At 42.5% G+C, this 21,778-nt stretch carries 18 protein-coding genes and 1 pseudogene; 11 read left to right on the top strand and 8 right to left on the bottom strand.

What is annotated here, in order from left to right; all coding sequences use genetic code 11:
- Positions 1 to 290 precede the first annotated feature (290 nt).
- A complete protein-coding gene (locus RMY00_RS01540; protein WP_322645869.1) occupies positions 291 to 2,375 on the bottom strand; it encodes a protein kinase domain-containing protein in 2,085 nt (694 codons plus the stop codon).
- Between the two features lie 111 nt (positions 2,376 to 2,486).
- Here RMY00_RS01540 and RMY00_RS01535 point away from each other — a divergent pair, with 111 nt between their 5' ends.
- On the top strand, positions 2,487 to 2,669 hold the full coding sequence (locus RMY00_RS01535) for a hypothetical protein (RefSeq protein ID WP_322645868.1): 183 nt from the start codon (positions 2,487 to 2,489) through the stop codon (positions 2,667 to 2,669).
- Positions 2,670 to 2,713: 44 nt separating this feature from the next.
- Here the strand turns inward: RMY00_RS01535 and glgB are convergent, their stop codons facing one another.
- The 3 genes from glgB to RMY00_RS01520 all read right to left on the bottom strand — a co-directional run bounded on the left by glgB (position 2,714) and on the right by RMY00_RS01520 (position 6,643).
- On the bottom strand, positions 2,714 to 5,005 hold the full coding sequence (gene glgB / locus RMY00_RS01530; RefSeq protein ID WP_322645867.1) for a 1,4-alpha-glucan branching enzyme: 2,292 nt from the start codon (positions 5,003 to 5,005) through the stop codon (positions 2,714 to 2,716).
- A 173-nt stretch (positions 5,006 to 5,178) separates the two neighbouring features.
- Complete coding sequence (locus tag RMY00_RS01525; RefSeq protein ID WP_322645866.1) at positions 5,179 to 5,511, bottom strand: hypothetical protein; 333 nt, start codon at positions 5,509 to 5,511, stop codon at positions 5,179 to 5,181.
- A gap of 913 nt (positions 5,512 to 6,424) precedes the next feature.
- On the bottom strand, positions 6,425 to 6,643 hold the full coding sequence (locus RMY00_RS01520; RefSeq protein WP_322645865.1) for a hypothetical protein: 219 nt from the start codon (positions 6,641 to 6,643) through the stop codon (positions 6,425 to 6,427).
- A gap of 498 nt (positions 6,644 to 7,141) precedes the next feature.
- Here RMY00_RS01520 and RMY00_RS01515 point away from each other — a divergent pair, with 498 nt between their 5' ends.
- The 4 genes from RMY00_RS01515 to RMY00_RS01500 all read left to right on the top strand — a co-directional run bounded on the left by RMY00_RS01515 (position 7,142) and on the right by RMY00_RS01500 (position 12,054).
- Positions 7,142 to 7,843 carry a hypothetical protein gene (locus RMY00_RS01515; RefSeq protein ID WP_322645864.1) on the top strand — a complete coding sequence of 234 codons (702 nt, stop codon included), beginning with the start codon at positions 7,142 to 7,144 and terminating at the stop codon, positions 7,841 to 7,843.
- A 173-nt stretch (positions 7,844 to 8,016) separates the two neighbouring features.
- Positions 8,017 to 9,840 carry a penicillin-binding protein 2 gene (locus RMY00_RS01510; protein ID WP_322646019.1) on the top strand — a complete coding sequence of 608 codons (1,824 nt, stop codon included), beginning with the start codon at positions 8,017 to 8,019 and terminating at the stop codon, positions 9,838 to 9,840.
- 189 nt (positions 9,841 to 10,029) lie between these two features.
- Positions 10,030 to 11,136: an iron-containing redox enzyme family protein gene (locus tag RMY00_RS01505; protein WP_322645863.1), complete on the top strand. Its 1,107-nt coding sequence runs from the start codon at positions 10,030 to 10,032 to the stop codon at positions 11,134 to 11,136.
- A 222-nt stretch (positions 11,137 to 11,358) separates the two neighbouring features.
- Positions 11,359 to 12,054 (top strand): SAM-dependent methyltransferase, encoded by a 696-nt coding sequence (locus tag RMY00_RS01500; protein ID WP_322645862.1) that lies wholly within the window; start codon positions 11,359 to 11,361, stop codon positions 12,052 to 12,054.
- Between the two features lie 281 nt (positions 12,055 to 12,335).
- Here the strand turns inward: RMY00_RS01500 and RMY00_RS01495 are convergent, their stop codons facing one another.
- Entirely contained in the window at positions 12,336 to 13,472 is a 1,137-nt protein-coding gene (locus RMY00_RS01495; protein ID WP_322645861.1) for a DUF3466 family protein, read from the bottom strand.
- Positions 13,473 to 13,507: 35 nt separating this feature from the next.
- Positions 13,508 to 13,715 (bottom strand): annotated as a pseudogene (locus RMY00_RS01490) (glycerophosphodiester phosphodiesterase family protein); the annotation flags it as partial.
- A 246-nt stretch (positions 13,716 to 13,961) separates the two neighbouring features.
- Here RMY00_RS01490 and RMY00_RS01485 point away from each other — a divergent pair.
- The 5 genes from RMY00_RS01485 (at position 13,962) to RMY00_RS01465 (ending at position 17,367) form a co-directional block, all read left to right on the top strand.
- Positions 13,962 to 14,417, top strand: coding sequence for a hypothetical protein (locus RMY00_RS01485; RefSeq protein ID WP_322645860.1), 456 nt, complete (start codon positions 13,962 to 13,964; stop codon positions 14,415 to 14,417).
- Positions 14,418 to 14,535: 118 nt separating this feature from the next.
- Positions 14,536 to 15,432: an ABC transporter permease gene (locus RMY00_RS01480; protein WP_100901440.1), complete on the top strand. Its 897-nt coding sequence runs from the start codon at positions 14,536 to 14,538 to the stop codon at positions 15,430 to 15,432.
- Positions 15,433 to 15,498: 66 nt separating this feature from the next.
- Positions 15,499 to 15,708, top strand: a complete 210-nt coding sequence (locus RMY00_RS01475; RefSeq protein WP_322645859.1) for a hypothetical protein — start codon at positions 15,499 to 15,501, stop codon at positions 15,706 to 15,708.
- Between the two features lie 96 nt (positions 15,709 to 15,804).
- The gene (locus RMY00_RS01470) at positions 15,805 to 16,707 is read left to right on the top strand and encodes an ROK family protein (protein ID WP_322645858.1); all 903 of its coding nucleotides are present in this window, start codon (positions 15,805 to 15,807) and stop codon (positions 16,705 to 16,707) included.
- Positions 16,708 to 16,710: 3 nt separating this feature from the next.
- A complete protein-coding gene (locus RMY00_RS01465) occupies positions 16,711 to 17,367 on the top strand; it encodes a type I restriction endonuclease subunit R (protein ID WP_322646018.1) in 657 nt (218 codons plus the stop codon).
- Positions 17,368 to 17,383: 16 nt separating this feature from the next.
- On the opposite strand, the gene RMY00_RS01460 is transcribed toward RMY00_RS01465, so the two are convergent.
- Positions 17,384 to 17,806 (bottom strand): hypothetical protein, encoded by a 423-nt coding sequence (locus RMY00_RS01460; protein ID WP_322645857.1) that lies wholly within the window; start codon positions 17,804 to 17,806, stop codon positions 17,384 to 17,386.
- Between the two features lie 94 nt (positions 17,807 to 17,900).
- On the bottom strand, positions 17,901 to 19,538 hold the full coding sequence (locus tag RMY00_RS01455; RefSeq protein WP_322645856.1) for a CTP synthase: 1,638 nt from the start codon (positions 19,536 to 19,538) through the stop codon (positions 17,901 to 17,903).
- A gap of 86 nt (positions 19,539 to 19,624) precedes the next feature.
- On the opposite strand from RMY00_RS01455, the gene RMY00_RS01450 reads away from it, so the two are divergent.
- Positions 19,625 to 21,400: an N-acetylmuramoyl-L-alanine amidase gene (locus RMY00_RS01450; protein ID WP_322646017.1), complete on the top strand. Its 1,776-nt coding sequence runs from the start codon at positions 19,625 to 19,627 to the stop codon at positions 21,398 to 21,400.
- Positions 21,401 to 21,778: the final 378 nt, after the last annotated feature.

The following is a 21,778-nucleotide window of genomic DNA, read 5'->3' as shown; positions in this document are numbered from 1 at the left end:
TGAATCCTTTTTTACAAGTGCATAAGTTAATTTCCGTCACAGCTATTAAAAAACTAGAAAGATATATTCTCAAGCTATCGTTACAAGGTAAATTCGTGTGACAATATAGCTTGACTGAAAATAAATTATTTACGGACTGATTACCGTAATTCAACGTGAGTTCGACGGATAGAAAAGCCCAAAAAGGTTGCTAGGTATGAATTTGCTTAAGTGGGTAGGTGAAGTGCGATCGCTAAAAAATGCGGGTTTTGCTGCATACATAACATTTAAATAAGGAAGATACTGTAAATCTATGGTACGCGCCACATTTTAATAGTATTATCCTTACTCCCACTTACCAGAGTCTGTCCATCTGGACTAATAGCAACGGCATAAACTAAATCTGTATGTCCAGCCAGGGTATTTTTTAACTCACCCGTTTGCAAATTCCAAATTTTAATTGTGTTATCAAAACTTCCACTCACCAGCGTCTGTCCATCTGGGCTGATGGCGACGGAAGTCACCCCATATTTATGCCAGTTGAGAGTATTTTTCAACTCACCCGTTTGTAGATTCCAAATCTTGATTGTTTTGTCAGTACTACCACTCACCAAAGTTTTTCCATCTGGGGAGATGGCGAGAGAGTAAACTAAATCTGTATGCCCAGTAAAGGTAGCTTTTAAAGAAGGTGGTTGTAGATTCCAAATCTTGATTGTATTATCGTAACTTCCACTCACCAAAGTCTTACCATCTGGACTAAAAGCTACTCGCCAAACCGATTTAGTATGCCCAGTAAGAGTATTTTTCAGTTTCCCTGTTTGCAAATCCCAAATCTTAATAGTCTTGTCAGCACTCCCACTCACTAAAGTTTCTCCATCGGGGTTAATAGCAACAGAATTAACCGCATCTTTGTGTCCACTGAGAGTATTTTTCAAGCTACCATTTTCCAGATTCCAAATCTTAATTGTGCCGTCTTTGCTGCCACTTACCAAAGTCTTGCTATCTGGACTAATCGCAACAGAACTCACCACATCTGTATGCAATGAAAGAGTAGTTTTCAAGCCACTGGTTTGCAGATTCCAAATTTTGATGCTTCTATCTCCACTGCCACTTACTAGAGTTTGTCCATCGGGACTAATGGCAAGGCTACTCACCCAATCTGTATGCCCAGTCAGGTTATTAACTAGCGCCAGTTTCTGATAAGCTACGGTTTTGGCAAAAAGATGATTAGTAATTTGCGAAATTCCATATCCGCCTAAACCCAAAGACAGAATAATACCAATTATTAGCAATGATTTTTTAGATTTAGCTTTTTGTTTGGGTAAATCTACAGGTGATAGTAGTTGATTATCGTTGATTGCTGTGGGCAGTATTTCTGGTAGCGGCAGTGGTGATTGATGATGATATGTTGCCGTAGGTGGAATATCTGGCTTTGGCAGAGATGATTGATAATAATAGGTTGCTGTAGGTGGAATATCTGACTGGGGCGCGGATGATTGATAATAATAAGTTGCCGTAGGTGGGATATCTGGCTGTGGCGCGGATGATTGATGATAATAAGTTGCCGTGGGCGGGATATTTGGCAGTGGTGGCAAACAATTTAAATCTTGTAAAACTGCCTCAGATGATTGATAACGCTCCTGGTAATCTGTTTGCAGCAACTTATCTAAAATAGCTGCCAATTCTTCGCTCAATGGTTGTCGCAAATGTTGACGCCAATTATCAATCCAGCCGTATCCTTGTTTTTTCCATAATTCCCAAGGGGGAATAGTAGTAAGCAGATGAAAGCAAGTTGCACCTAAACTGTATAAATCACTAGCTGGATATGCTTCACCAGCCTGCATTTGTTCTAAAGGTGCATAGCCAAAAGAGCCGATAGTTGTTCCTTGTTGAACAACCACTGTCTCACTCAACTGTTTAGACACACCAAAATCGATGAGTACCAAATCTCTTTTTGGCGGTTGGGGAGATTTGCGACGAATAATATTCTGTGGCTTAATATCTCGGTGAATGACTTTGTGTTGGTGAACAGATTGAAGAATATTTAATAAATCGAGCAATAATTCTCGAATTTTGAACTCACTAAAGATTCCCTGGTGTTGTAATTCTTCTAATAAATTCTGCCCTTCCACATACTGCTGTACCAAATACAAACGTTTATCTTCCTCAAAATATGCATACAGCGTTGGAATTTGAGGATGTTCTCCTAACTGTTGCAGTCGCCTTGCTTCTTGCTGAAATAATTCTGTTGCCTTGTGGAGTGCGCCAGTTCCCTGTACCTGCGGTGCAAATTGTTTGATGACGCATATTTCATTGAACTTTTCAACGTCTTCAGCCAAATAAGTTTTACCAAATCCCCCGCTACCTAATACTTGGATAGGGCGATAGTGTCGCAATATTATCAGGGGAATTCCACAATTAGCGCAAAACTTGATCTCATCAGAACAGGGGGGATTGTGGCAAGAGGAGTTTAGGCAACATATCATACAGAGTGCATCTATCTACAGATGGACTTATTATTACCTAGTAAACAGCTACTGTCAGCCTTCAGTATTGCGCTGATGCTAAGTGCTAGATATAATTCCACGGATAAATACAGAGCGATCGCTAGTTTAAAAATAGATGTTGCGCGATCGCTTTCATGCTCTAATGGTGCAGCAATGCTAGCAATGCTGTCGATATATAAATAAAGTTTTGATTACTCTTGGGCGGGCTAGATGCCCACCCTTAATTGTTATTGCAATGCCTCAGCAGTCTTCTTCTTATCCAACTTGAGAATTAACACACCCAAAGGTGGTAAACACAAATCCAGCGAATAGGGACGACTGTGCAAAGACCAATCATCCGTCCACTTACCGCCTAAGTTGCCCATATTGCTGCCGCCATACTGACGCGCATCGCTATTGAACAACTCTGTATAAAATCCCTTCTGCGGTACACCAATACGGTAGTGAGAATGGGGTTGCGGTGTAAAATTGCAAACGACGATCGCAAAATCATCAGAATCCTTGTCACGACGCATGAAGGAAACTACACTATGGCGATTATCGCTACAGTCAATCCACTCAAACCCAGGTTCAGCAAAATCCTGGGTGTACAAAACTGGCTCAGAACGGTAGAGATGGTTCAATTCCCGGAAAAACGTTTTTAACTGTTGGTGGGCTTCATGCTGTAATAAATGCCACTCCAAATCAGCCCAATCATTCCACTCACTCCACTGCCCAAACTCCATGCTCATAAACATGGTTTTCTTACCTGGGTGAGCAAACATGTAGGTAAATAAACAACGCACATTAGCCAACTTCTGCCATGTATCCCCCGGCATTTTGCCGATGATATTGCTCTTACCATGCACCACTTCATCGTGGGACAGAGCCAGCATGAAGTTTTCACTGTGGTTGTACCACATACTAAAAGTGATATTGTTTTGGTGGAACTGGCGGAACCAAGGGTCCATACTGAAGTAATCCAGCATATCGTGCATCCAGCCCATATCCCACTTCAAGTTAAAACCAAGTCCGCCTGTGTAGGTAGGCCAAGATACCATTGGCCAAGAAGTAGATTCTTCCGCAATTGAGAGAACACCTGGGAAATAGCTAAAGATGGTGTGATTTACCTGACGTAGAAAATCTGCTGCTTCTAAGTTTTCTCTGCCGCCGTACTGATTGGGCAGCCATTCTCCTGGTTCGCGGCAATAATCATTGTAGAGCATCGAGGCAACAGCATCGACACGAATCCCGTCAATGTGGTATTTGTCAAACCAGAAGAGAGCATTTGCTGCTAGAAAATTACTTACTTCATGGCGACCGTAGTTGAACACCAAAGTACCCCATTCTTTGTGTTCGCCTTTGCGGGGGTCAGCGTGTTCGTATAGGTGGCTACCATCAAAGAAAGCTAAACCATGTCCATCTTTGGGAAAGTGACCAGGAACCCAATCCACAATAACCCCAATATCATTTTCATGACATTTGTCAATAAAATACATGAAATCTTCGGGTCTGCCAAAACGGGAGGTGGGGGCATAGTAACCAGTTACTTGATAACCCCAAGAACCATCAAAGGGATGCTCCGCAATGGGTAACATTTCTATGTGGGTGTATCCTAATTCTTTGACATAAGGAATGAGTCGGTCAGCTAATTCTCGGTAGGTAAGGAAGCGTGCGCCCGGCTTTAGTCCAGAAACGATAATTACTGGTTCAGTTTCACCATTTGGCAGTTTAGCTGGTTCTGCACTCGAAGCGTGTAACCAAGAGCCTAAATGCACTTCATAGACTGAGACAGGCTGGGTGAGGGGGTCAGTGTGACGCCGCTTTTCCATCCAGCTTTCGTCATTCCAACTGTAAGCATCTAAATCAGTGACAATGGATGCTGTCTTCGGGCGAACTTCTTGCTGGAAACCGTAGGGATCAGATTTTTCGTAAATGTGTCCTTCAAAATTTTTGATTTCATATTTGTAATGCTCTCCCACACCGATTTCAGGTATAAACAATTCCCAAACCCCGGTGGGGCCTTTACGCATCTGGTGTTTACGCCCATCCCAGAGGTTGAAATCTCCCAACAATGAAACGTTGCGAGCATTGGGTGCCCAAACGGCAAAATAAACGCCCTTAACACCGCCTATTTCCGTGGGGTGTGCTCCCAGTTTTTCGTATATCCGGTGATGGTTGCCTTCGCTAAACAAATGCAAATCAAAGTCTGTCAAGCGGGGAGAACGGAAAGCGTAAGGGTCATAAGTGACACGCTCATGTTCCCCTTCTTTAATCTTTAACTGGTAGTTTGCCAGTTCTGGAGTGTCAATCGTGCATTCAAAAAAGTGGGGATGATGCACTGTTTGCATTGGGTATTCCTTGCGTTGTTCAGGAAGAACCACCCATGCTGCACTGGCATTTGGTAGATAGGCCCGCACAGCCCAGACAGTTTTACCGTCTTGTTCTACGGGATGAGAACCTAATATTTCAAAGGGATCGTTATGCTGATTCCAAACGATGCTGTTAACCTGTTCAGGGGCAATCGTGGTTATGGACATGAAGCTACCTAAGTGATATAACGTGATTGACTAAATCTACTTTTTTAATATCTATATATATTCTTTACATTTATTTGCAATTTTGTCGCCACCGTTATCCTACATCAGAATGGGGAATGGGGAATGGGAAATGGGGTATGGGGCATTGCACAAATGACTAAATGACGAATTTCTCAAAAATTTAAAAATGGGAAAAACTGAAGTAAGGTTTTACGTATACGAAGCAAGAAAATCTGTTCTCGAATTTTGGGGTCTAGTTTTGGGGGCGGAGCAAGTTGGAGCTGCGCTTGTAATTGAATATATTCGGCAGCTGTTAGGGATTTTCCATCAATAGGCGATCGCGCCTCTATGATAATTTTAGTGCGTAATATTTCTTCTGGTGTATCCTCTGGTGGTGGTAATGCTATTACTGGCGATCGCCAAGAGCTAATTAACACAAAAAAGGTTCCACTAATCACAATTAAGCCCAATAATCTTATTGCTTTTATCGCTTTAACTCTCTCCATATCTGAACTGCGTTCACAACGCAGGATGAAAATCTGTTTTTTCCATTCTCCATTCCCATTAAAAATTTTCCCAATAAAAATCTGGCAATATCAAGGGACATCACCAGGTCTCTTCTGATACAGAGCAGACGACAGGGAATGCCCAAGAGGGATTGCCAGCGATCGCAATGAATTGTTTTGTCCTCTGAAAAGTTAGGAGTCTAAGTCATTCCGAACACCAAATCAGGGAAATATTTTGCCTACATAATGGCTTAGATTTACATAACTCAACTTCCTGCGACTTGGAATAAAGTTCAGTCACAGAAGAGGAAAGAGGAATTGGGGACAAGGAGAATTGGGGACAAGGGGAAAGATTTGTTGGAAGTTCTAAACTTTTGTCACCTTGTCACCTTGTCCCCTTGTCCCCTCCGCTCCCCTGCTCCTTTGCCTACACAGCGATTGATTATTTTTTTAATTGAAAGTCCCTAAATTTAGGGCTGCTGAAGCAAGCATGTATTATTTCTTATGGTACTTTTTGCGACGTTCGTAAGCGTTGCATTAGTGACGTAGGAGCGTCTGACTCGTTAACGCTGCGCTATCGAAATAATTATTGAACATTGAGCATAAATAAATTTAAATGCTTGAAACCCTCTATTACTGGGCAATTCCAACATCTTTTTATCTTGCTCCTTGCTCACCTGCCTTTATGGTCAGGCGAGGATATTAGGCGGACACATGGTTAAAGAGGTAATCCTCATCACCAGTGTCCTTTATTTGCTGCCCTACTTAGCTGATATTCAAGCATACTCTAGGCTCTGATACACCAATAGAAAAATATAGGTTTTTAGTTAACCTAATTAATTCAAACTATGTGGTGATGAGCGTTGTTAATTAAGCTGTTTTGGGCATAATTTCAACTAAAGTTTAGGATGTCCTATTTAGGAGTAGCAGTAGGACTAGCTGCGGGAGTAGTTGCGGGAGTAGCAGCAGGTGTAGACGACCCACCACCAGCAGCAGGTGCATCAGTTGGTTCACCAGCAGCTGGGGTACTAGTAGTACCGCCACCACCAGCATCACCACCGCCGCCTTCACAAGCTCCGAGAATTGTTGCCAGACTTAAGATTACAGCTAAACCAAAGATTCTTGTTTTCATAACTCCTCTTTCACCAATTGTGGCTAGAACAATTTTTCGCCTGTTGAATACGATACCGTATTTATTGCTTTTTTTTAAATGCTACGAGATTACATATAAAAAAAAACAATCCTTTGGGGTATTCTTTTTTTTGATTAGGTGTCATATAGCCATCTGATTAGTTTCTCTTAACCCAGTAGCAAGAAGGAAATTACGAAATTTTCTAGCAAACCGAGCTATCATAGCAAAAAATTTATTTTTTCCTGGAGTATTGCACCTTGCTGCCCTGCGTTGCCATACTTTAGGTGCGATATCTAAAGGGCAAGCTGTCAAATTGCTAATCGCTGATTGCAAAATTGCAATATCGAGAGGATGCAATTGGTATAGCTATCTATCAGAACAGTTAAAAGGGTGTAGTCTGTTATGTGTGCTTGTTGCACAGAAGGCGATTTTAATTAAGCAAAAAGAGACAATTAAGACAATCAATCTAAAGTACAGTATTTCTCATCTAAAAAATTTATGGTAGTTGCTCGTAAATCTGCTGTTTCTACAAGGGGTACTTGGTTCGGGCGAGATTCTATCCTTTCTTTAGGAAGGCGACGTTCTGCACGTATAGAATCAGCAGCACAAAGCGCTTCTACACCTGCTGCCCAAGAAGCTGCACTAGTATCTTCTCAAAAAAGACAGCGTTCCCCGAAAAAGCTAGCGGTTTCTTCCACAAATGGAGACGTTATACCCAAATCAGGGAAACAGTTGGGTAGACAACAAGTGCTAAATCTCAATGAGCAGTCGAGTGCAAATCAGAAAACTTCAGGGGTAGGTTTTCTTCGCCTTCCCATAATGCCTAATTCTGGAGCGGCACCTTTGTGGTTGCTGCGCTTGTATACCTTTCACCGTTATTCGACAGTTTTGGCGTTCTTGTTAGTAGCATCGACACTTGCTGTTTATGGCTGGACGGTATATTCTCAAGAGCTTTGGAGTAAGTCATATCGCAGGCTGCAAAACCTCCAACGTCATGAGCGGCTACTAACGACAACCAACGCGACGCTGACAAATAAAATTGCCCAGGAAGCAGAACAACCAACAGCAGGGCTGGTATCACCGACTCCTCAAGGGATGATTTTCTTATCTCCAGCATCTCGTAGTCCTAAGCCAGCATCGTCTAACACAACGCCAAATCCCCAAACACAACAGCAAACACTCTCGCCACTGGGGTATTAAGGTTAAGAGTCATTGGTCATTGGTTATTGGTCATTAGTTTCAGACAAACAAATCTGAGTGTCGATTTTAGGTAATAGTGCCAACTCTAAGAAGGAACAGAACTTAAAAGACGAAGAACGAAGGACGAACAACAAAGGACAAATGACTAATGACTAATGACAAAGGACAACCCAATGCAAAAATCACCAAGCAGAACAAATAGAAAATTTCGGAACCCAGCATTTAAAAGGCGACAGAAGGGTTCTAAAAGAGGATTGTTAGGGACACTTGCCTCTAATATCCAAAATCAAACATCTAACACCAAGTCTCGACTGTTTATAGTATGGGGCATATTAATGGCAGCAGGGCTGGGGTTGGGTGTTAAGTTGTACAATTTACAAATTGTCAAGGGGCCAAAGTTAACAGAGCAGGCGCGAAACCAGCAAATGGTGAATTTGCGACCTTTTATGCCCCGTCGCCCGGTGGTAGATCGCAATAGTAGTCTGTTGGCGATTGACCTTCCTGTATATACTTTATACGCTCATCCCAAGCTGTTTGATAAGTCGAATGAAGATATGGCAGGGCGACTTGCCCCAATATTGGCAAAAGATACTGCTGAATTGGTAAAAACTTTTCAAAGCAAAAGAAGCGGAATTATACTTGCTTCAGCTCTGCCCGAAGAAACTATCGATCGCATCAGCTCTTTGCGCTTAAATGGACTGGAGTGGGCTGAAAAATACTCCCGATATTATCCGCCAGACGATTTGGCTTCTGATGTGGTGGGCTACGTGAATCTTGATCGCCGTGGTCAAGCAGGTGTGGAATATTCTCAAGAGAAGTTGCTAGAACGTCCTGTGCAAACGGTGCGCCTCAGTCGGTCGGGTAATGGGGCATTGATGCCGGATCATGCCCCTGAAGGTTTTTTGCATTTTGATGATTTGCGATTGCAACTCACTATTGATAGCCGTCTGCAACGAATTGCCCGGGTTGCACTCAAACAACAAATGGATAAGTTTAACGCTAAACGTGGGGCAGTAATTGTCATGGATGCCTTGGATGGTTCCTTACTCGCCCTCGTTTCTCAGCCCACTTATAACCCTAATGAATACGCTAAAGCTAATATCTCACTATTTAAAAACTGGACGGTGGCGGATCTTTATGAACCGGGATCGACTTTTAAACCTTTGAATGTAGCGATCGCTCTAGAAAATGGAGTCATCAAACCAGATGATATGTTTAATGACTCCGGTTCTATTCGAGTAGCTAATTACACTATTAAAAATGCGATGAATAATGCTAATGGGCGAATCAGCATCGCTCAGATTTTGCAATATTCCAGCAACATTGGCATGGTGCAAATTATCCAACGCTTAAAGCCTTCAATTTACTATAACTGGCTAGAACGCTTAGGGCTAGGACAAAAAGTTGATACAGATTTACCTTTTGAAGTTGGTGGCCGGCTCAAAAGTCAAGAAGAATTTATCGCTTCGCCAATTGAACCAGCTACTACTTCCTTTGGGCAAGGCTTTTCTATGACGCCCATACAACTAGTACAAATGCACGGTGCTTTAGCCAATGGCGGTAAATTGGTCACACCCCATGTAGTTCGGGGACTGATTGATAGCAAAGGGCAAATGCATGATTCACCTACTCACACCGTCCCCCGCCAAATTTTTTCATCCGCAACAACCCAAAAGGTTGTGGAAATGATGGAAACTGTTGTTAATGAAGGTAGCGGAAAGGCGGCACAAATTCCGGGATATCGCATTGCTGGTAAAACTGGTACAGCTCAAAAAGCTAGTCCTAATGGTGGTTACATTAAGGGTGCTAGAATGACTAGCTTCGTGGCTATTTTGCCAGTGGAATCTCCTCGGTATGTAGTGTTCGCCCTAGTGGATGAACCAAAAGGAGAAAGTGCTTATGGTTCTACTGTCGCCGCCCCAATTGTCAAGTCGGTAATCGAAGCACTCATTCCTCTTGAGGAGATTCCGCCAAGTAAGGCGGTTGGGCAACCGTAGGGGGCAGGGGGAGCAGGGGAGGCAGGGGAGGCAGAACTATTGCCCAATGCCCAATGTCCCTTTTCTTTGTTCCCCTAGACTTAATTTTTCTTTATAACCAAGGAAAGAGGTAGAGAAAGCTACTGTGTGGGAAGTTAAGTATTAAAGGTGAAAATTATTTCTCACTTTTACAATGCTACCGAAGATTCCATGCAAAGCAATTTAGTTATATTTCCTAACGCTGGGGCTGCAAAAAAGAGTACGCAAACAGAAGAAGGAACAATTACCAACTACGACCGTGCTGAGAAACAATTTATAGAACTGCTAGCAATGGAGGATTTGGATCATCAATTAGATGTAAAACCTGCAATAGCTAGTGAGTTTGAACAGGCACTTTCAAGAGCAATTCGGTCTGCTTATAAAAACGATCGCTCTGATGAACAGGCTCACAATTTTCTGCAACGGATACTTTATCGAATCAATCGGCTAAAGCTGTTTTGGTATGACGATTTGCGGCATTATACTAATGAGCGATCGCTTTACTTGTGTTCATGTCGTGACCAAATTGAAGCTGCTTGGCAGAAGTGGGAACTGGCACAATTTGATGTGGCTGCACTGCAACAATTAGATGTAAAACAAGCGCTAATTGAGCGCACATCTGCCGATTTAGATCCGCTTTTGTCGGAGAGTAGCCGCTACATTCGTGAGGAAATGACTGAATCTGGCTATCGTCACCTGCTAGCAATCGGATCTTTTGATGGCTTGGTTGAAGCTAGTCATCTTTCCCGCATTTTGGGTGGTGTTGCTAATGAAGTGCAGTGTACGCTGATGCGAGTACTAATAGAAGAATACGGCAATGGTCGTTTATCTCGCAAGCACTCTACATTTTTTGCCCAAATGCTTGCTGAGTTCGGAATGAACACTGAACCAGAGGCGTATTTCGATTTAGTACCTTGGGAAGTTTTGGCTTCTACCAATCATAATTTTCTAGTGACTGAGCGCAAACGCTATTTTCTGCGTTATAGCGGCGGTTTGACCTATTTTGAGGTGGCTGGCCCTGCGGTTTACAAAAATTATATGGTGGCGGCACAACGACTCGGACTCTCAGAAGTAGCGGTGGGTTATTGGGAACTCCACATCAGAGAAGATGAACGCCACGGTCGTTGGATGTTAGATGATGTGGCTTTGCCATTAGCAGAACGATATCCCAATGATGCATGGGAATTACTGCTTGGGTACGATCAGCAGAAACTCATGAGCGATCGCGCGGGTATTGCTGTTGTGCGATCGATACGCGAAGCAAAACAGTCTGTTTAACTCATCTAAGAAATCTAAAAAATTAGAAATTAAAAATGGCAGATTTATTCTGACGTTTATAATTTCACATTTTTACATCATTACTATTCCTAATTTCCCTACATCCAATTTATTTAGCAAAGATTTCTTTACTAAAGAAACGGTTGTTTATGGCTTGTAACTCAAGGTATTAAATAACCTAATACTAGATTGATTATACCTTACACATTGAAGTGCAGTCAAATGAAAGATATCTTTTTTTGCCCTGAAGAATCTAATTTTTACTCAAATTGCTTAGAAAATTTTGTTTTCAGAAATTGTAAAAATTACGAATCTATTGTGGAGTTTGGCTCAGGAGATGGCAGCCCTGTAATTAATTCCTTATTAAGAAATAACTTTGATGGCGTAATCCAAGGATTTGAATTAAATACCTCTGCATGGAAAGTCGCAAATTCAACTATCGATGAATATAATCTCACTAATAAATATATAATTCATAATTCATCTTTGTTTAATTCTTCTCAACCAAATGCCGAGTATCTCGTAGCCAATCCGCCTTACCTCCCCGCACCAGATAATGATATTTATATGCCACTCTTATTTGGGGGCGTGGATGGAGCCACAGTTACCAACGATCTTTTGTCGTTAGGTTATGAAAATGTGTTGGTTTTAATATCTAGTTTTTCTAATCCAACAAGTACCCTGAACTTAGCAAAAGAATATGGATATTGCGTTCAAAATTTCATGGTACTACCTTTACAGTTCGGCTACTATAGCTCTGATCCTAAGGTAAAAAACCACATAGAAGAACTCCGAAAAAACAACATGGCATTTTATTCTGGCGATTATTATTTTCTAGCTGGCGTTTTATTTAACAAATGCCAGGATTCTGTAGTTGATTTATCTAATCAATTGGCTCAGATTATGACTAGTTTGTGAAAACAAATACGCTTATGCAATCCCCATCTTAGGAGTACCTTGAAAAAGAGGCAGGGGAGCAGGGAGCAGGGAGCAAGGGGGATAGAATAGAAAGGGGATTCTAACCCCACCTGAATGAAAACCACGCTTTTTGAAGTGGGGGACGTAAAAAAATGTTGCCCCATTTATTCCACGGCAGAAGTCAGGGGTCATTTTCCCCTGCCCCCTGCCTCTTCGTTGCAGATGGGGACTTTTGCAACACATTATATCAATCCCTATTCTTAAGTAATTGCTTTGTTTACCTAAAGTTTTTGTTGTATGAATGCACTGCTAAAGTAACGTTTACGCTTGAGTGCTGCAAATAAAGTTATAACACCACCGAACGACAAAAAAGGAAAGGCTGAAGTTGGTTCAGGTACAGAGACAGATGAGGTTGGCGTCAAGAGGAAGGCGCGTAATTCACCATTAACTGCACCACGACCGACAATTTGGCCATTATTATTAATGGCAGATGCTGCTGTCAAGGTAAAGCCAGCGTCTGAACCAGGAGCAATCAGGTCATTTAAGTCGTACAGGGTGTTATCACTATAAAGAAAAGCCCGCAAACCATTGCCATCTGCTGCAAAAAAGTTGTTGTTACTGCCAGAAAACCCGACTACTTGACCCAAATTATTGATTCCCACACCAAGACTGAATGAATCTGTAGGACGTAACCTACCGAGGTCTTGGAGTCCCGTGTTGGAACTGTACAGAAAAGCATTACTATCGTCTACTCCAGTAAGTCCCGAACCACCCACCACTTGTCCTGAGTCATTAATATCATTTGCTACGCTGTACGCGTCACCTGGCAAAGTTCCCAAATTAGTAGTTTGGCCGTTTTCGTACAGAAAAGCTGTGCTTGAATTGAGAATGCCTACTACTTGTCCCAAGTTATTTAAACTGTAGGCAATAGTACCAGGACTTCCTATGCTGGTTGCTGTACCATTACTGTATAAAAAAGGCCCAAGTCCGCTTGCTCCCCCGACTATCTGGGTGCGATCGTTAATGGCATAAGGAATAGCGTCTCGGATAGGAAGGCGTTGGGTGATATCATTGCTGTATAGGAAAGGGTTATTTCCAGTAAAGTTGTTACTACGAACCGAATTACCAACTACTTGCCCCAAGTTATTGATACCAGATACTGCAAGTTGATTATCTTCAGGTAAGGGACTAATGTTTTTAACTGAACCATTGCTGTAAAAAAAAGAACTTGTCAAAGAATTAATGGCTACCTCACCTGAGTCATTGATGCCTGTAGCGTAACTGTAGGCTTGTTCTGTAAGACTGCCTAAGTCGGTAACTGAATATAGCGATACTGCCAACGCCGACTTGGATGCAATAAGACTGATTGCAGTCAAGGTTATTGCTGTTATACAGGATTTCCACTGAGGTAAAAGCATGTGACTTTTCCGTGATTTGTTATTCCCCTACCAAATTACCACTCAACAGTAGAGTGGGAAACTGCTATATCTGGGTAGTTACTAAATACACCATTAACACCTAAGCTGAAAAATAGTTCAAATTCGCTTTGGAAATTTCCTTCCTTAAAAGTCTAGTGGCAAAAAATAGTCTTCATTGCGAAAAGTCCAGACATGAACCAGCAAACCAGCATTATGAGCATCAATGACTAAAGATGTTAGCGATGTCTGGCGACAAGCCGCTTTGCGTCTACGCAATTTACCATACTCAACACTGAGTATGTAAAACCCAGATTTATCAGCTACTTCCAACTTGTGTATACACTGTAGCCCCTTTATAAGGGGAGGGTTAGGGTGGGGTAAAACCTTAGTCAATCAGCTATTTCAAACTTGTGTGTACACCGTAGGTTTATAAGGCTTGTCATTACCAACATCTTTTAAAGTGAAGTAGGGGTGTATGAGAGTCAGAGTATGAATTTGGAAAATTTCACAGACCTCCAGACGTGGGCAGTGGAACAATGGGGAGATGCTAAGTTAGGGGACAGTCGTCGTACACAAAGAGCGATGCCTGCGGCGGGCTACGCCTACGCTATCGGTGCAGCCATAGCTGCCAACTCGCAAGGGAGTTTACCATTTTTTGCGATAGTTTCAGTCAGATTATTACAGTTACGCCAACTTAGTCGCAGCAATCCTCAGCTCTTGGCACACGAGTACATACCTTCAATTATGTTAAAAGTCTTAGTTGCTCGTCTTGGGTTAACAAATTGTGAGTTGACCCTGGGTGAATTCTTTTTAGCGATCGCTCGTTTGGGTGGTTTTCTTGGCCGCAAATCTGATGGTCTATCCGGTTGGCAGACCTTATGGCGAGGCTGGTTGCGATTACAGGATATGTGTTGGGCTGCTGATTTTATCACCCAGTCACTTTAAAAGATGTTAGTAATGACAAGCGCTCAAGAGTCGGACTTTTATTCAGAATGTTTACGCAATCCCCTATCTGATATGTAAAATAGTCAGCGTATCAAGCTTTGATCCAGGCGATCGCTTTATGGCCATTACAAAACGGCGACTACCGACATTTTTACAGTTTGGCAATAGTCTCAATCTTTCGCAAAAACTCATGCTCATCGGGTTAGCCATTACCCTATTTTTCATCTTCCTGGCATTCTTCGCTCCCGTATTCCAGGCTTGGGGATGGCTGCAAAACCCAAAAGATTTTCTCTCTAATCCAATTCACGAGCCACCCTCAGCTAAACATTGGTTTGGTACTAGTCGTTTGGGTTATGATGTGTTCTCCCGGACATTGTTTGGCGCTCAAGCTGCTTTACAGGTGGTGATTTTAGCAACAGCGTTGAGTATGATTATCGGTGTGCCTTTGGGGATGCTGAGTGGTTATCTCGGCGGTAAATTGGATAAAGTGTTGCTGTTTATTATGGATAGCATCTACACTCTACCGGGATTACTGCTATCTGTAACACTGGCGTTTGTGGTGGGGCGTGGGATATTAAATGCAGCGATCGCTATTAGCATTGCTTACATTCCCCAATATTATCGCGTTGTTCGCAACCACACCGTGAGCGTGAAAACTGAAGTGTTCATCGAAGCTGCTCAAGCAATGGGCGCTTCTACTTGGGTTGTGCTTTCTCGTTATCTATTTTTCAACGTCATTCAAAGTGTACCCGTCTTATTTACACTCAACGCTGCTGATGCGATTTTGGTATTGGGCGGTTTGGGTTTTCTGGGGCTAGGACTTCCCGAAGAAGTGGCAGAATGGGGACATGATTTAAAACAAGCCTTAGAAGCTCTACCTACTGGCATTTGGTGGACTACACTTTTCCCTGGTTTAACCATGACATTCATGGTGGTAGGGTTATCACTACTTGGTGAAGGGTTAAATGAATTTGTCAATCCCCGTTTACGAAGAGAAAATAGAATCCGAAAGTAGTCATTGGTCATTAGTCATTAGCAAAGGACAACTGACAAATGACAAATAAACAATAGAGAGATTTGTATGAAAGATAATCTAACGTTAATTGCTGCCGCTACTGGCGGGTTTATCCTTTCCGTTGCGCTTGCTGGTATCTTAAGAGGTGCGCCAGTTACAGGTTGGCAAGAGCAATCGACTTTCCGCAGCACGACTTTTGCTAATTTACAAAAATCAGAGTTGAAAGCTGCGCGTCTTCTCCCAAGCAAAGACACTACGCGAACAGATCGGGGATGAAAACAACTCGCGCCCAATAATAGAGAATAGGGAATAACTATTCAGCAATTACCAATGCCCCATGCCCAATGCCCAATGACAAATGACAAATGACAAATGACAAATGACAAAATTCAAGTAATTGGCATTGATGTGGGGGGAACGGCAATTAAGCTGGGGCGTTTTGCATCTGATGGTACTTGTCTCTTATCTTTGACTGTGGCATCTCCCCAACCGACAACGCCAGAGGCTGTGCTGGCGGTGATCGTAGATGCGATCGCTCAAATTGATCCAGATAATCAAGCTGTTGCTATTGGTGTTGGTACTCCTGGCCCATCTGATGCAGCAAGACGCATTGCTAAAATCGCTATTAACTTACCTGGATGGATCGATGTGCCTTTAGCAGACTGGTTAGAAGCGAAAACTGGCAAACCGACTGCGATCGCTAATGATGCTAATTGCGCTCTTTTGGGAGAAGCTTGGCTGGGAGCCGGTCGCCATTTTCAAAATCTGATTCTGCTAACTTTAGGTACTGGGGTTGGTGGCGCAATTATCCTTGATGGCAAACTATTTGTTGGACATCAAGGAGCCGCCGGAGAATTAGGTTTAATTTCATTAAATCCTGATGGCCCAATTTGTAATAGTGGCAATCAAGGCTCTTTGGAACAATATGCTTGTGCTACTGCAATTCGCCGTCGCACTCTTAAGGAACCCGTCGAATTGGGTTTTCTTGCTCAACAAGGAGATAGCGCAGCATTGACTTTTTGGCAAGAATATGGTAGATATTTGGGGATTGGTTTGACGAGTTTAATTTATGTACTCACACCGCAAGCGATCGTCATTGGTGGTGGTATAAGTGGCAGCTTTGAATTCTTCATACCAGCAGTGAAGGCAGAAATTGAGAAGCGAGTTCAGCCTTTATCACGGGTGGGTTTACAAATATTGCCTGCCGAGTTAGGTAATTTTGCTGGGATAGTAGGTGCAGCAAAGTTGGCGTGGCAACACTATTCGGAATTTTAAATGATGGTTCAAACAATCTCAGCTAGAGATATCAGTCTTTACGAATTAGAAGAAAAATTTAATTTGCAACTTGCCACAGACATCAACTTTTTTCCAGAGTGGACAGAAAATTTACCAACTCTGACTGATGGTGAAAAGCAAGCGATGGCGCGAGTAAAAAGTAACTATTTAAACTTGAATAAGCACCGTCTAATGTCAGAAGAGGCAGTAAAGATGGTAGTGCTATCTCCTTTACTCGATTTAGCTGGATTTTATCAACCTCCTTTTGAGATTGAAACCGAGACTTCTGTTGAGATTTCTGCTGAAGACGAGAGTTTTATCGTTAAAGGAAACATTGATGTTCTTGTCATCCAAAAACGTTTTTGGGTACTTGTCATCGAATCTAAAAGCAGTAAATTTGATGTGATGACAGCCTTACCTCAAGCACTCGCATATATGCTTGATTGTCCAAATCCTGAACAACCAACTTTTGGTTTACTAATCAACGGTAGAGAATTTGTTTTTGTTAAATTGATTCAACAAGAACATCCTTGGTATGCACGTTCTTATGCGCTATCAATTGAACGTGATTCAGAACTACACCAAGTACTTAGTGTATTAAAGCGCCTTGGAGAATTAATTGTAATTCGTAATGGGCTACGCCCCGCTACGATAACGTAATTTGTAATTTGTAATACTAAGACAAAGAATATCCAGTTGCTTTCTTAACGTATTTTACAACTTTTTCATAAGATTCAGGATTACTCACAGGGTTGATGATGATGGGAATAGTGCCATCTGGCAACCAAAAAGTTATCCTGCCATTCGGTTCATGACAAAAAGAACTGATGCAGTTGAGATTAATTACATATTCGTTTTTATCGTAATAGATTTTTACCCAGTGGGCATGATCTAATTCCAATCCAGTCACACATTCTAAATAATTGAGGATCTTTTGATAATCTTCCAAGCTATTTTGTGGGTTAATCACTATCGGAATGGCACTATCGGGTAACCAAAAAGTAACCCTGCCGTTCAGTTCATAACAAAAAGCATGGACACGTTCAAAATTCACTACATATTCTCTCCTTTCGTAAAGGATTTTCACCCAGTACGCCACAACATCTCCCCAAGTCCGAAATTTACCAATGATGCACCCTGTATATCCAAGTCTACTGAAGCCTTAAGGTAATGTTGCAATTAATTATCAATTTTTATGAAACCTCCAATGGTGTTGGTGTACCTAAAGTTGAAAGAGAAAGAGCGATCGCTGCTTGAATAAATCCTTTAAATAAAGGATGAGGGCTACTGGGGCGTGATTGAAATTCTGGGTGAAATTGGCAAGCAAGAAAGAATGGGTGCTTGGGTAATTCCACAATTTCAACTAAGCGTCCATCGGGAGAAGTACCACTGATTACATAGCCAGACTTTAACAACAAATCGCGGTAAGCAGTGTTGAACTCATACCGATGTCGATGTCGTTCATAAATTACATCTTCTTGATAAAGCTTGAAAGCTAGTGTATCAGGAAGAACACGACAAGGATATAGCCCTAAGCGCATTGTACCCCCTAAATCCACCACTTCCTGCTGTCCTGGCAATAAATTAATTACTGGATCAGATGTATGAGGGTCAAATTCAGCACTATTAGCACCTGTTAATCCCCCTACGTGCCGGGCCCATTCAATCACAGAACATTGCATACCCAGGCATAAACCTAAAAAGGGAATTTGGCGATCGCGGGCGTATTTAATCGCGGCAATTTTGCCATCCACTCCCCGAACTCCAAAACCTCCTGGCACAACTAACCCATCGACACCCTCAAGATAAGTTTCGGGCGGTTTCGTTTCCAAATCTTCTGAATTCACCCAACGTAGGCGCAGTTTGCCATAAGTGGAAATTGCCGCATGGTTTAATGCTTCCACTACAGATAGATAAGCATCACTTAACTGCACATATTTACCAACAATGGCAATTTCTAGCTCATGCTTGGGACTATGTAACCGTTGTACCAAGGTTTGCCACTGCGTCAAATCTGGTTTGCGCTGTTCCATTTGCAGCAAGTTCAGCACTTGTTCTGCCATTCCTTCCCGTTCTAAATTTAGGGGTACTTCATAGATACTTTTGGCATCTTGGGAGGTGATGACGCATTCTTCCGGCACATCGCAAAATCCAGACAATTTCTGTTTTAATCCCTTGGGTAAGGGGCGATCGCTCCGACAAACTAAAATATCTGGTTGAATGCCAATGGATCTGAGTTCTTTAACTGAATGCTGTGTTGGCTTCGTTTTCATTTCACCCGCAGAAGCAATCCACGGCACCAGAGTTACGTGCATATACAGCACATTCTGCCTTCCTACCTCTTTGCGAAACTGGCGAATTGCTTCCAAAAACGGTAGTGATTCAATATCTCCCACCGTACCGCCAATTTCTGTAATTACTACAGATGGATTTGTACTTTTAGCAACTCGCAGAATCCGTTCTTTTATTTCATTAGTAATATGAGGAATAACCTGTACTGTGCCGCCATTGTAGTCTCCGCGCCGCTCTTTATTGATAACTGCCTGGTAAATCGAGCCAGTCGTTACACAATTCAAACGCGACATTGAGGTATCGGTAAAGCGTTCGTAGTGCCCTAAGTCCAAATCTGTTTCTGCACCATCCTGAGTAACAAATACTTCCCCATGCTGAAAGGGACTCATTGTGCCAGGATCGATATTGATATAAGGGTCAAGTTTGAGAATCGACACGGAATATTCGCGCGACTTGAGCAAACGCCCTAGACTTGCTGCTACAATGCCCTTACCAATACTGGAAACTACGCCCCCAGTTACAAAAATAAACTTAGTCATACTAGTTTGAATTTTAAACAACTTCTAAAAATACATCCCGCCATTGTGCCACAGTTGTTGTGGTGTAATCTTCTGTGATTGAGCTTGTGAAAAACCTTTTAGGATTAGTAATATTAGGCTGTATTGTCACCTCCTCTGTAGCATTGGCAGAGCCATCTCTTAAAGTCGTTTTTCCCGAAACAAGCTACCAGACAAGTTCCCAAAAAATCTTCTTTCTGGGAACTGCACCTCCAGATGGTCAGGTTTTGATCAATAGTAAGCCAATTACCCGCAGCAAAGCTGGTCATTTTTCCCCTAGTTTCCCCTTGCAATTGGGGGAAAATCTTTTTACTGTACGTCACGACAATCAAGAACTCCAGATTAAAGTGACAAGGCTTCCCACTGATCCTGAGCTACCACAGGGGTTAGCCTTTGCTAAAGATTCCCTGGCTCCCGCAGTTGACATTGCCAGACTACCGGGAGAGCTAATTTGTTTTAGCGCGTTAGCGAAGCTCCCCGAAGGGATCGCACCCCCTAACGCTAGCGTATCTGTCAAGTTGGCTAATCAAACTATTGCCCTTTCACTCCAACCTCAACAGGCACAACTACCAAATAATTTGGCAGCTTTGACAGGGCAAAATCAGCCTTATGCCCAGTCTAGCGTAGGCAATTATAAAGGTTGCACCACTGTGGCAACAGCCGCCAATTTGGGACAACCTCAATTTCAACTGACACTCAATGGCAAGACGACAACTCAACCAGGGACTGGTAAAATTCAAATCCTTTCAAGAGCAGAGTTGCCAGTTTCTGAGGTTACAGTAGAGTCAGGCGTTGCTCGCACTGGCCCAAGCACCGATTATTCCCGACTTACACCACTGCCCAAAGGCACACGCGCGACAGTAACAGGTAGAGAAGGTGAATGGTTGCGCCTAGACTATGGCGCTTGGATTAATAGTAAAGAAACCCGCATTCTCCCTGGTGCAGTTCCGCCACAGACAATAATTCGCAGTGTCGGATACCGTCAACTCCCTGGTGCGACAGAGATAGTTTTCCCCTTACAAGTTCCCGTACCTGTGAGCGTGCAACAAAGTGAGGGTGCGATCGCTCTCACTCTCTACAATACCACTGCCCAAACAGACATTATTCGCCTGGATGATGACCCCCTAATTTCTCGCCTAGATTGGCAACAGGAGGCTCCAGAACAAGTAAAATACACCTTTAACCTCAAAAAAGCTCAACAGTGGGGATATAAGCTGAGATACGACGGTACAACCCTGGTTTTAGCTTTGCGTCATCCGCCGAAAATTGGTAACACAAGACGCAAGCCTTTAGCTAATCTCAAGATTGTACTAGATCCAGGGCATGGAGGTAAAGAAACTGGTGCCAGTGGCCCAACTGGATATTTAGAAAAAGATTTAAATTTGGTGGTATCCAAGTTGCTGCGGGATGAGTTGGTGAAGCGAGGAGCAACGGTAGTGATGACACGGGAGGACGATCGCGAACTTTCTCTAGCAGAACGTCAAGCAATTATTAGTCAAGAAGAACCTGCGATCGCTATTTCGATACACCACAATTCCTTACCCGATGATGGCGATGCCGAAAAAACCAAGGGATTCGCCGCTTTTTGGTATCAACCCCAAGCCCACAACCTAGCAATGTATTTACAGAAATATGTAGTTAAAAAAATCGGCAAACCTTCTTATGGTGTGTTTTGGGATAACTTGGCGCTGACACGTCCAACTGCTGCACCATCAGTGTTGTTGGAATTGGGTTTTATGAGCAATCCCGATGAATTTGAGCAGATAGTTAACCTAGAGGTACAGAAGAAAACGGCAAATGCGATCGCTCAGGGAATTACTGAATGGTTTAAGAGTGTGAGATAAATTTGGAGGTATTTTACTTTGGTGGAGTGCGATCGCTCTATCAATATCTTTAGCTGCTTTATCAAAATTAATAACTTGGTTCTCCTTATAGAGCAAAAACCCTAGCTTTTTGGCAAAAACTTTATCCATCTCACTGATTCACCCTGAAATCGAAAAAGTAAAGCTAGTGTCCTACAAAGGTTTTAGCGTCAGCTTGAGTATTGTCAAAAAATGGATAAAGTCGAGCTTAGAAGAAACGATTCTTCGGCTCTTGCATAATTCCTCAATCAACCTCTGTTAAATGCAAGAGGGTTGGCTCAATAACACTCCTAAACCGAAACCAAAAATTTCAGTAAGTATCGAATTAGTGTACTAGATTATACCGCAAGTATCACCCTT

Source organism: Nostoc sp. ChiVER01, from assembly GCF_034531155.1.
Lineage (GTDB): Bacteria > Cyanobacteriota > Cyanobacteriia > Cyanobacteriales > Nostocaceae > Nostoc.
The sequence above is the reverse complement of the archived record's forward strand: the minus strand, read 5'-3'. Positions and strand labels throughout refer to the sequence as shown.

Coding starts and splice junctions, on each gene's coding strand:
- RMY00_RS01535 (WP_322645868.1), top strand. CDS start 2,487: ATGGACTTATTATTACCTAGTAAACAGCTACTGTCAGCCTTCAGTATT.
- glgB (WP_322645867.1), bottom strand. CDS start 5,005: ATGTCCATAACCACGATTGCCCCTGAACAGGTTAACAGCATCGTTTGG.
- RMY00_RS01525 (WP_322645866.1), bottom strand. CDS start 5,511: ATGGAGAGAGTTAAAGCGATAAAAGCAATAAGATTATTGGGCTTAATT.
- RMY00_RS01520 (WP_322645865.1), bottom strand. CDS start 6,643: ATGAAAACAAGAATCTTTGGTTTAGCTGTAATCTTAAGTCTGGCAACA.
- RMY00_RS01515 (WP_322645864.1), top strand. CDS start 7,142: ATGGTAGTTGCTCGTAAATCTGCTGTTTCTACAAGGGGTACTTGGTTC.
- RMY00_RS01510 (WP_322646019.1), top strand. CDS start 8,017: ATGCAAAAATCACCAAGCAGAACAAATAGAAAATTTCGGAACCCAGCA.
- RMY00_RS01505 (WP_322645863.1), top strand. CDS start 10,030: ATGCAAAGCAATTTAGTTATATTTCCTAACGCTGGGGCTGCAAAAAAG.
- RMY00_RS01500 (WP_322645862.1), top strand. CDS start 11,359: ATGAAAGATATCTTTTTTTGCCCTGAAGAATCTAATTTTTACTCAAAT.
- RMY00_RS01495 (WP_322645861.1), bottom strand. CDS start 13,472: ATGCTTTTACCTCAGTGGAAATCCTGTATAACAGCAATAACCTTGACT.
- RMY00_RS01485 (WP_322645860.1), top strand. CDS start 13,962: ATGAATTTGGAAAATTTCACAGACCTCCAGACGTGGGCAGTGGAACAA.
- RMY00_RS01480 (WP_100901440.1), top strand. CDS start 14,536: ATGGCCATTACAAAACGGCGACTACCGACATTTTTACAGTTTGGCAAT.
- RMY00_RS01475 (WP_322645859.1), top strand. CDS start 15,499: ATGAAAGATAATCTAACGTTAATTGCTGCCGCTACTGGCGGGTTTATC.
- RMY00_RS01470 (WP_322645858.1), top strand. CDS start 15,805: ATGACAAATGACAAAATTCAAGTAATTGGCATTGATGTGGGGGGAACG.
- RMY00_RS01465 (WP_322646018.1), top strand. CDS start 16,711: ATGGTTCAAACAATCTCAGCTAGAGATATCAGTCTTTACGAATTAGAA.
- RMY00_RS01455 (WP_322645856.1), bottom strand. CDS start 19,538: ATGACTAAGTTTATTTTTGTAACTGGGGGCGTAGTTTCCAGTATTGGT.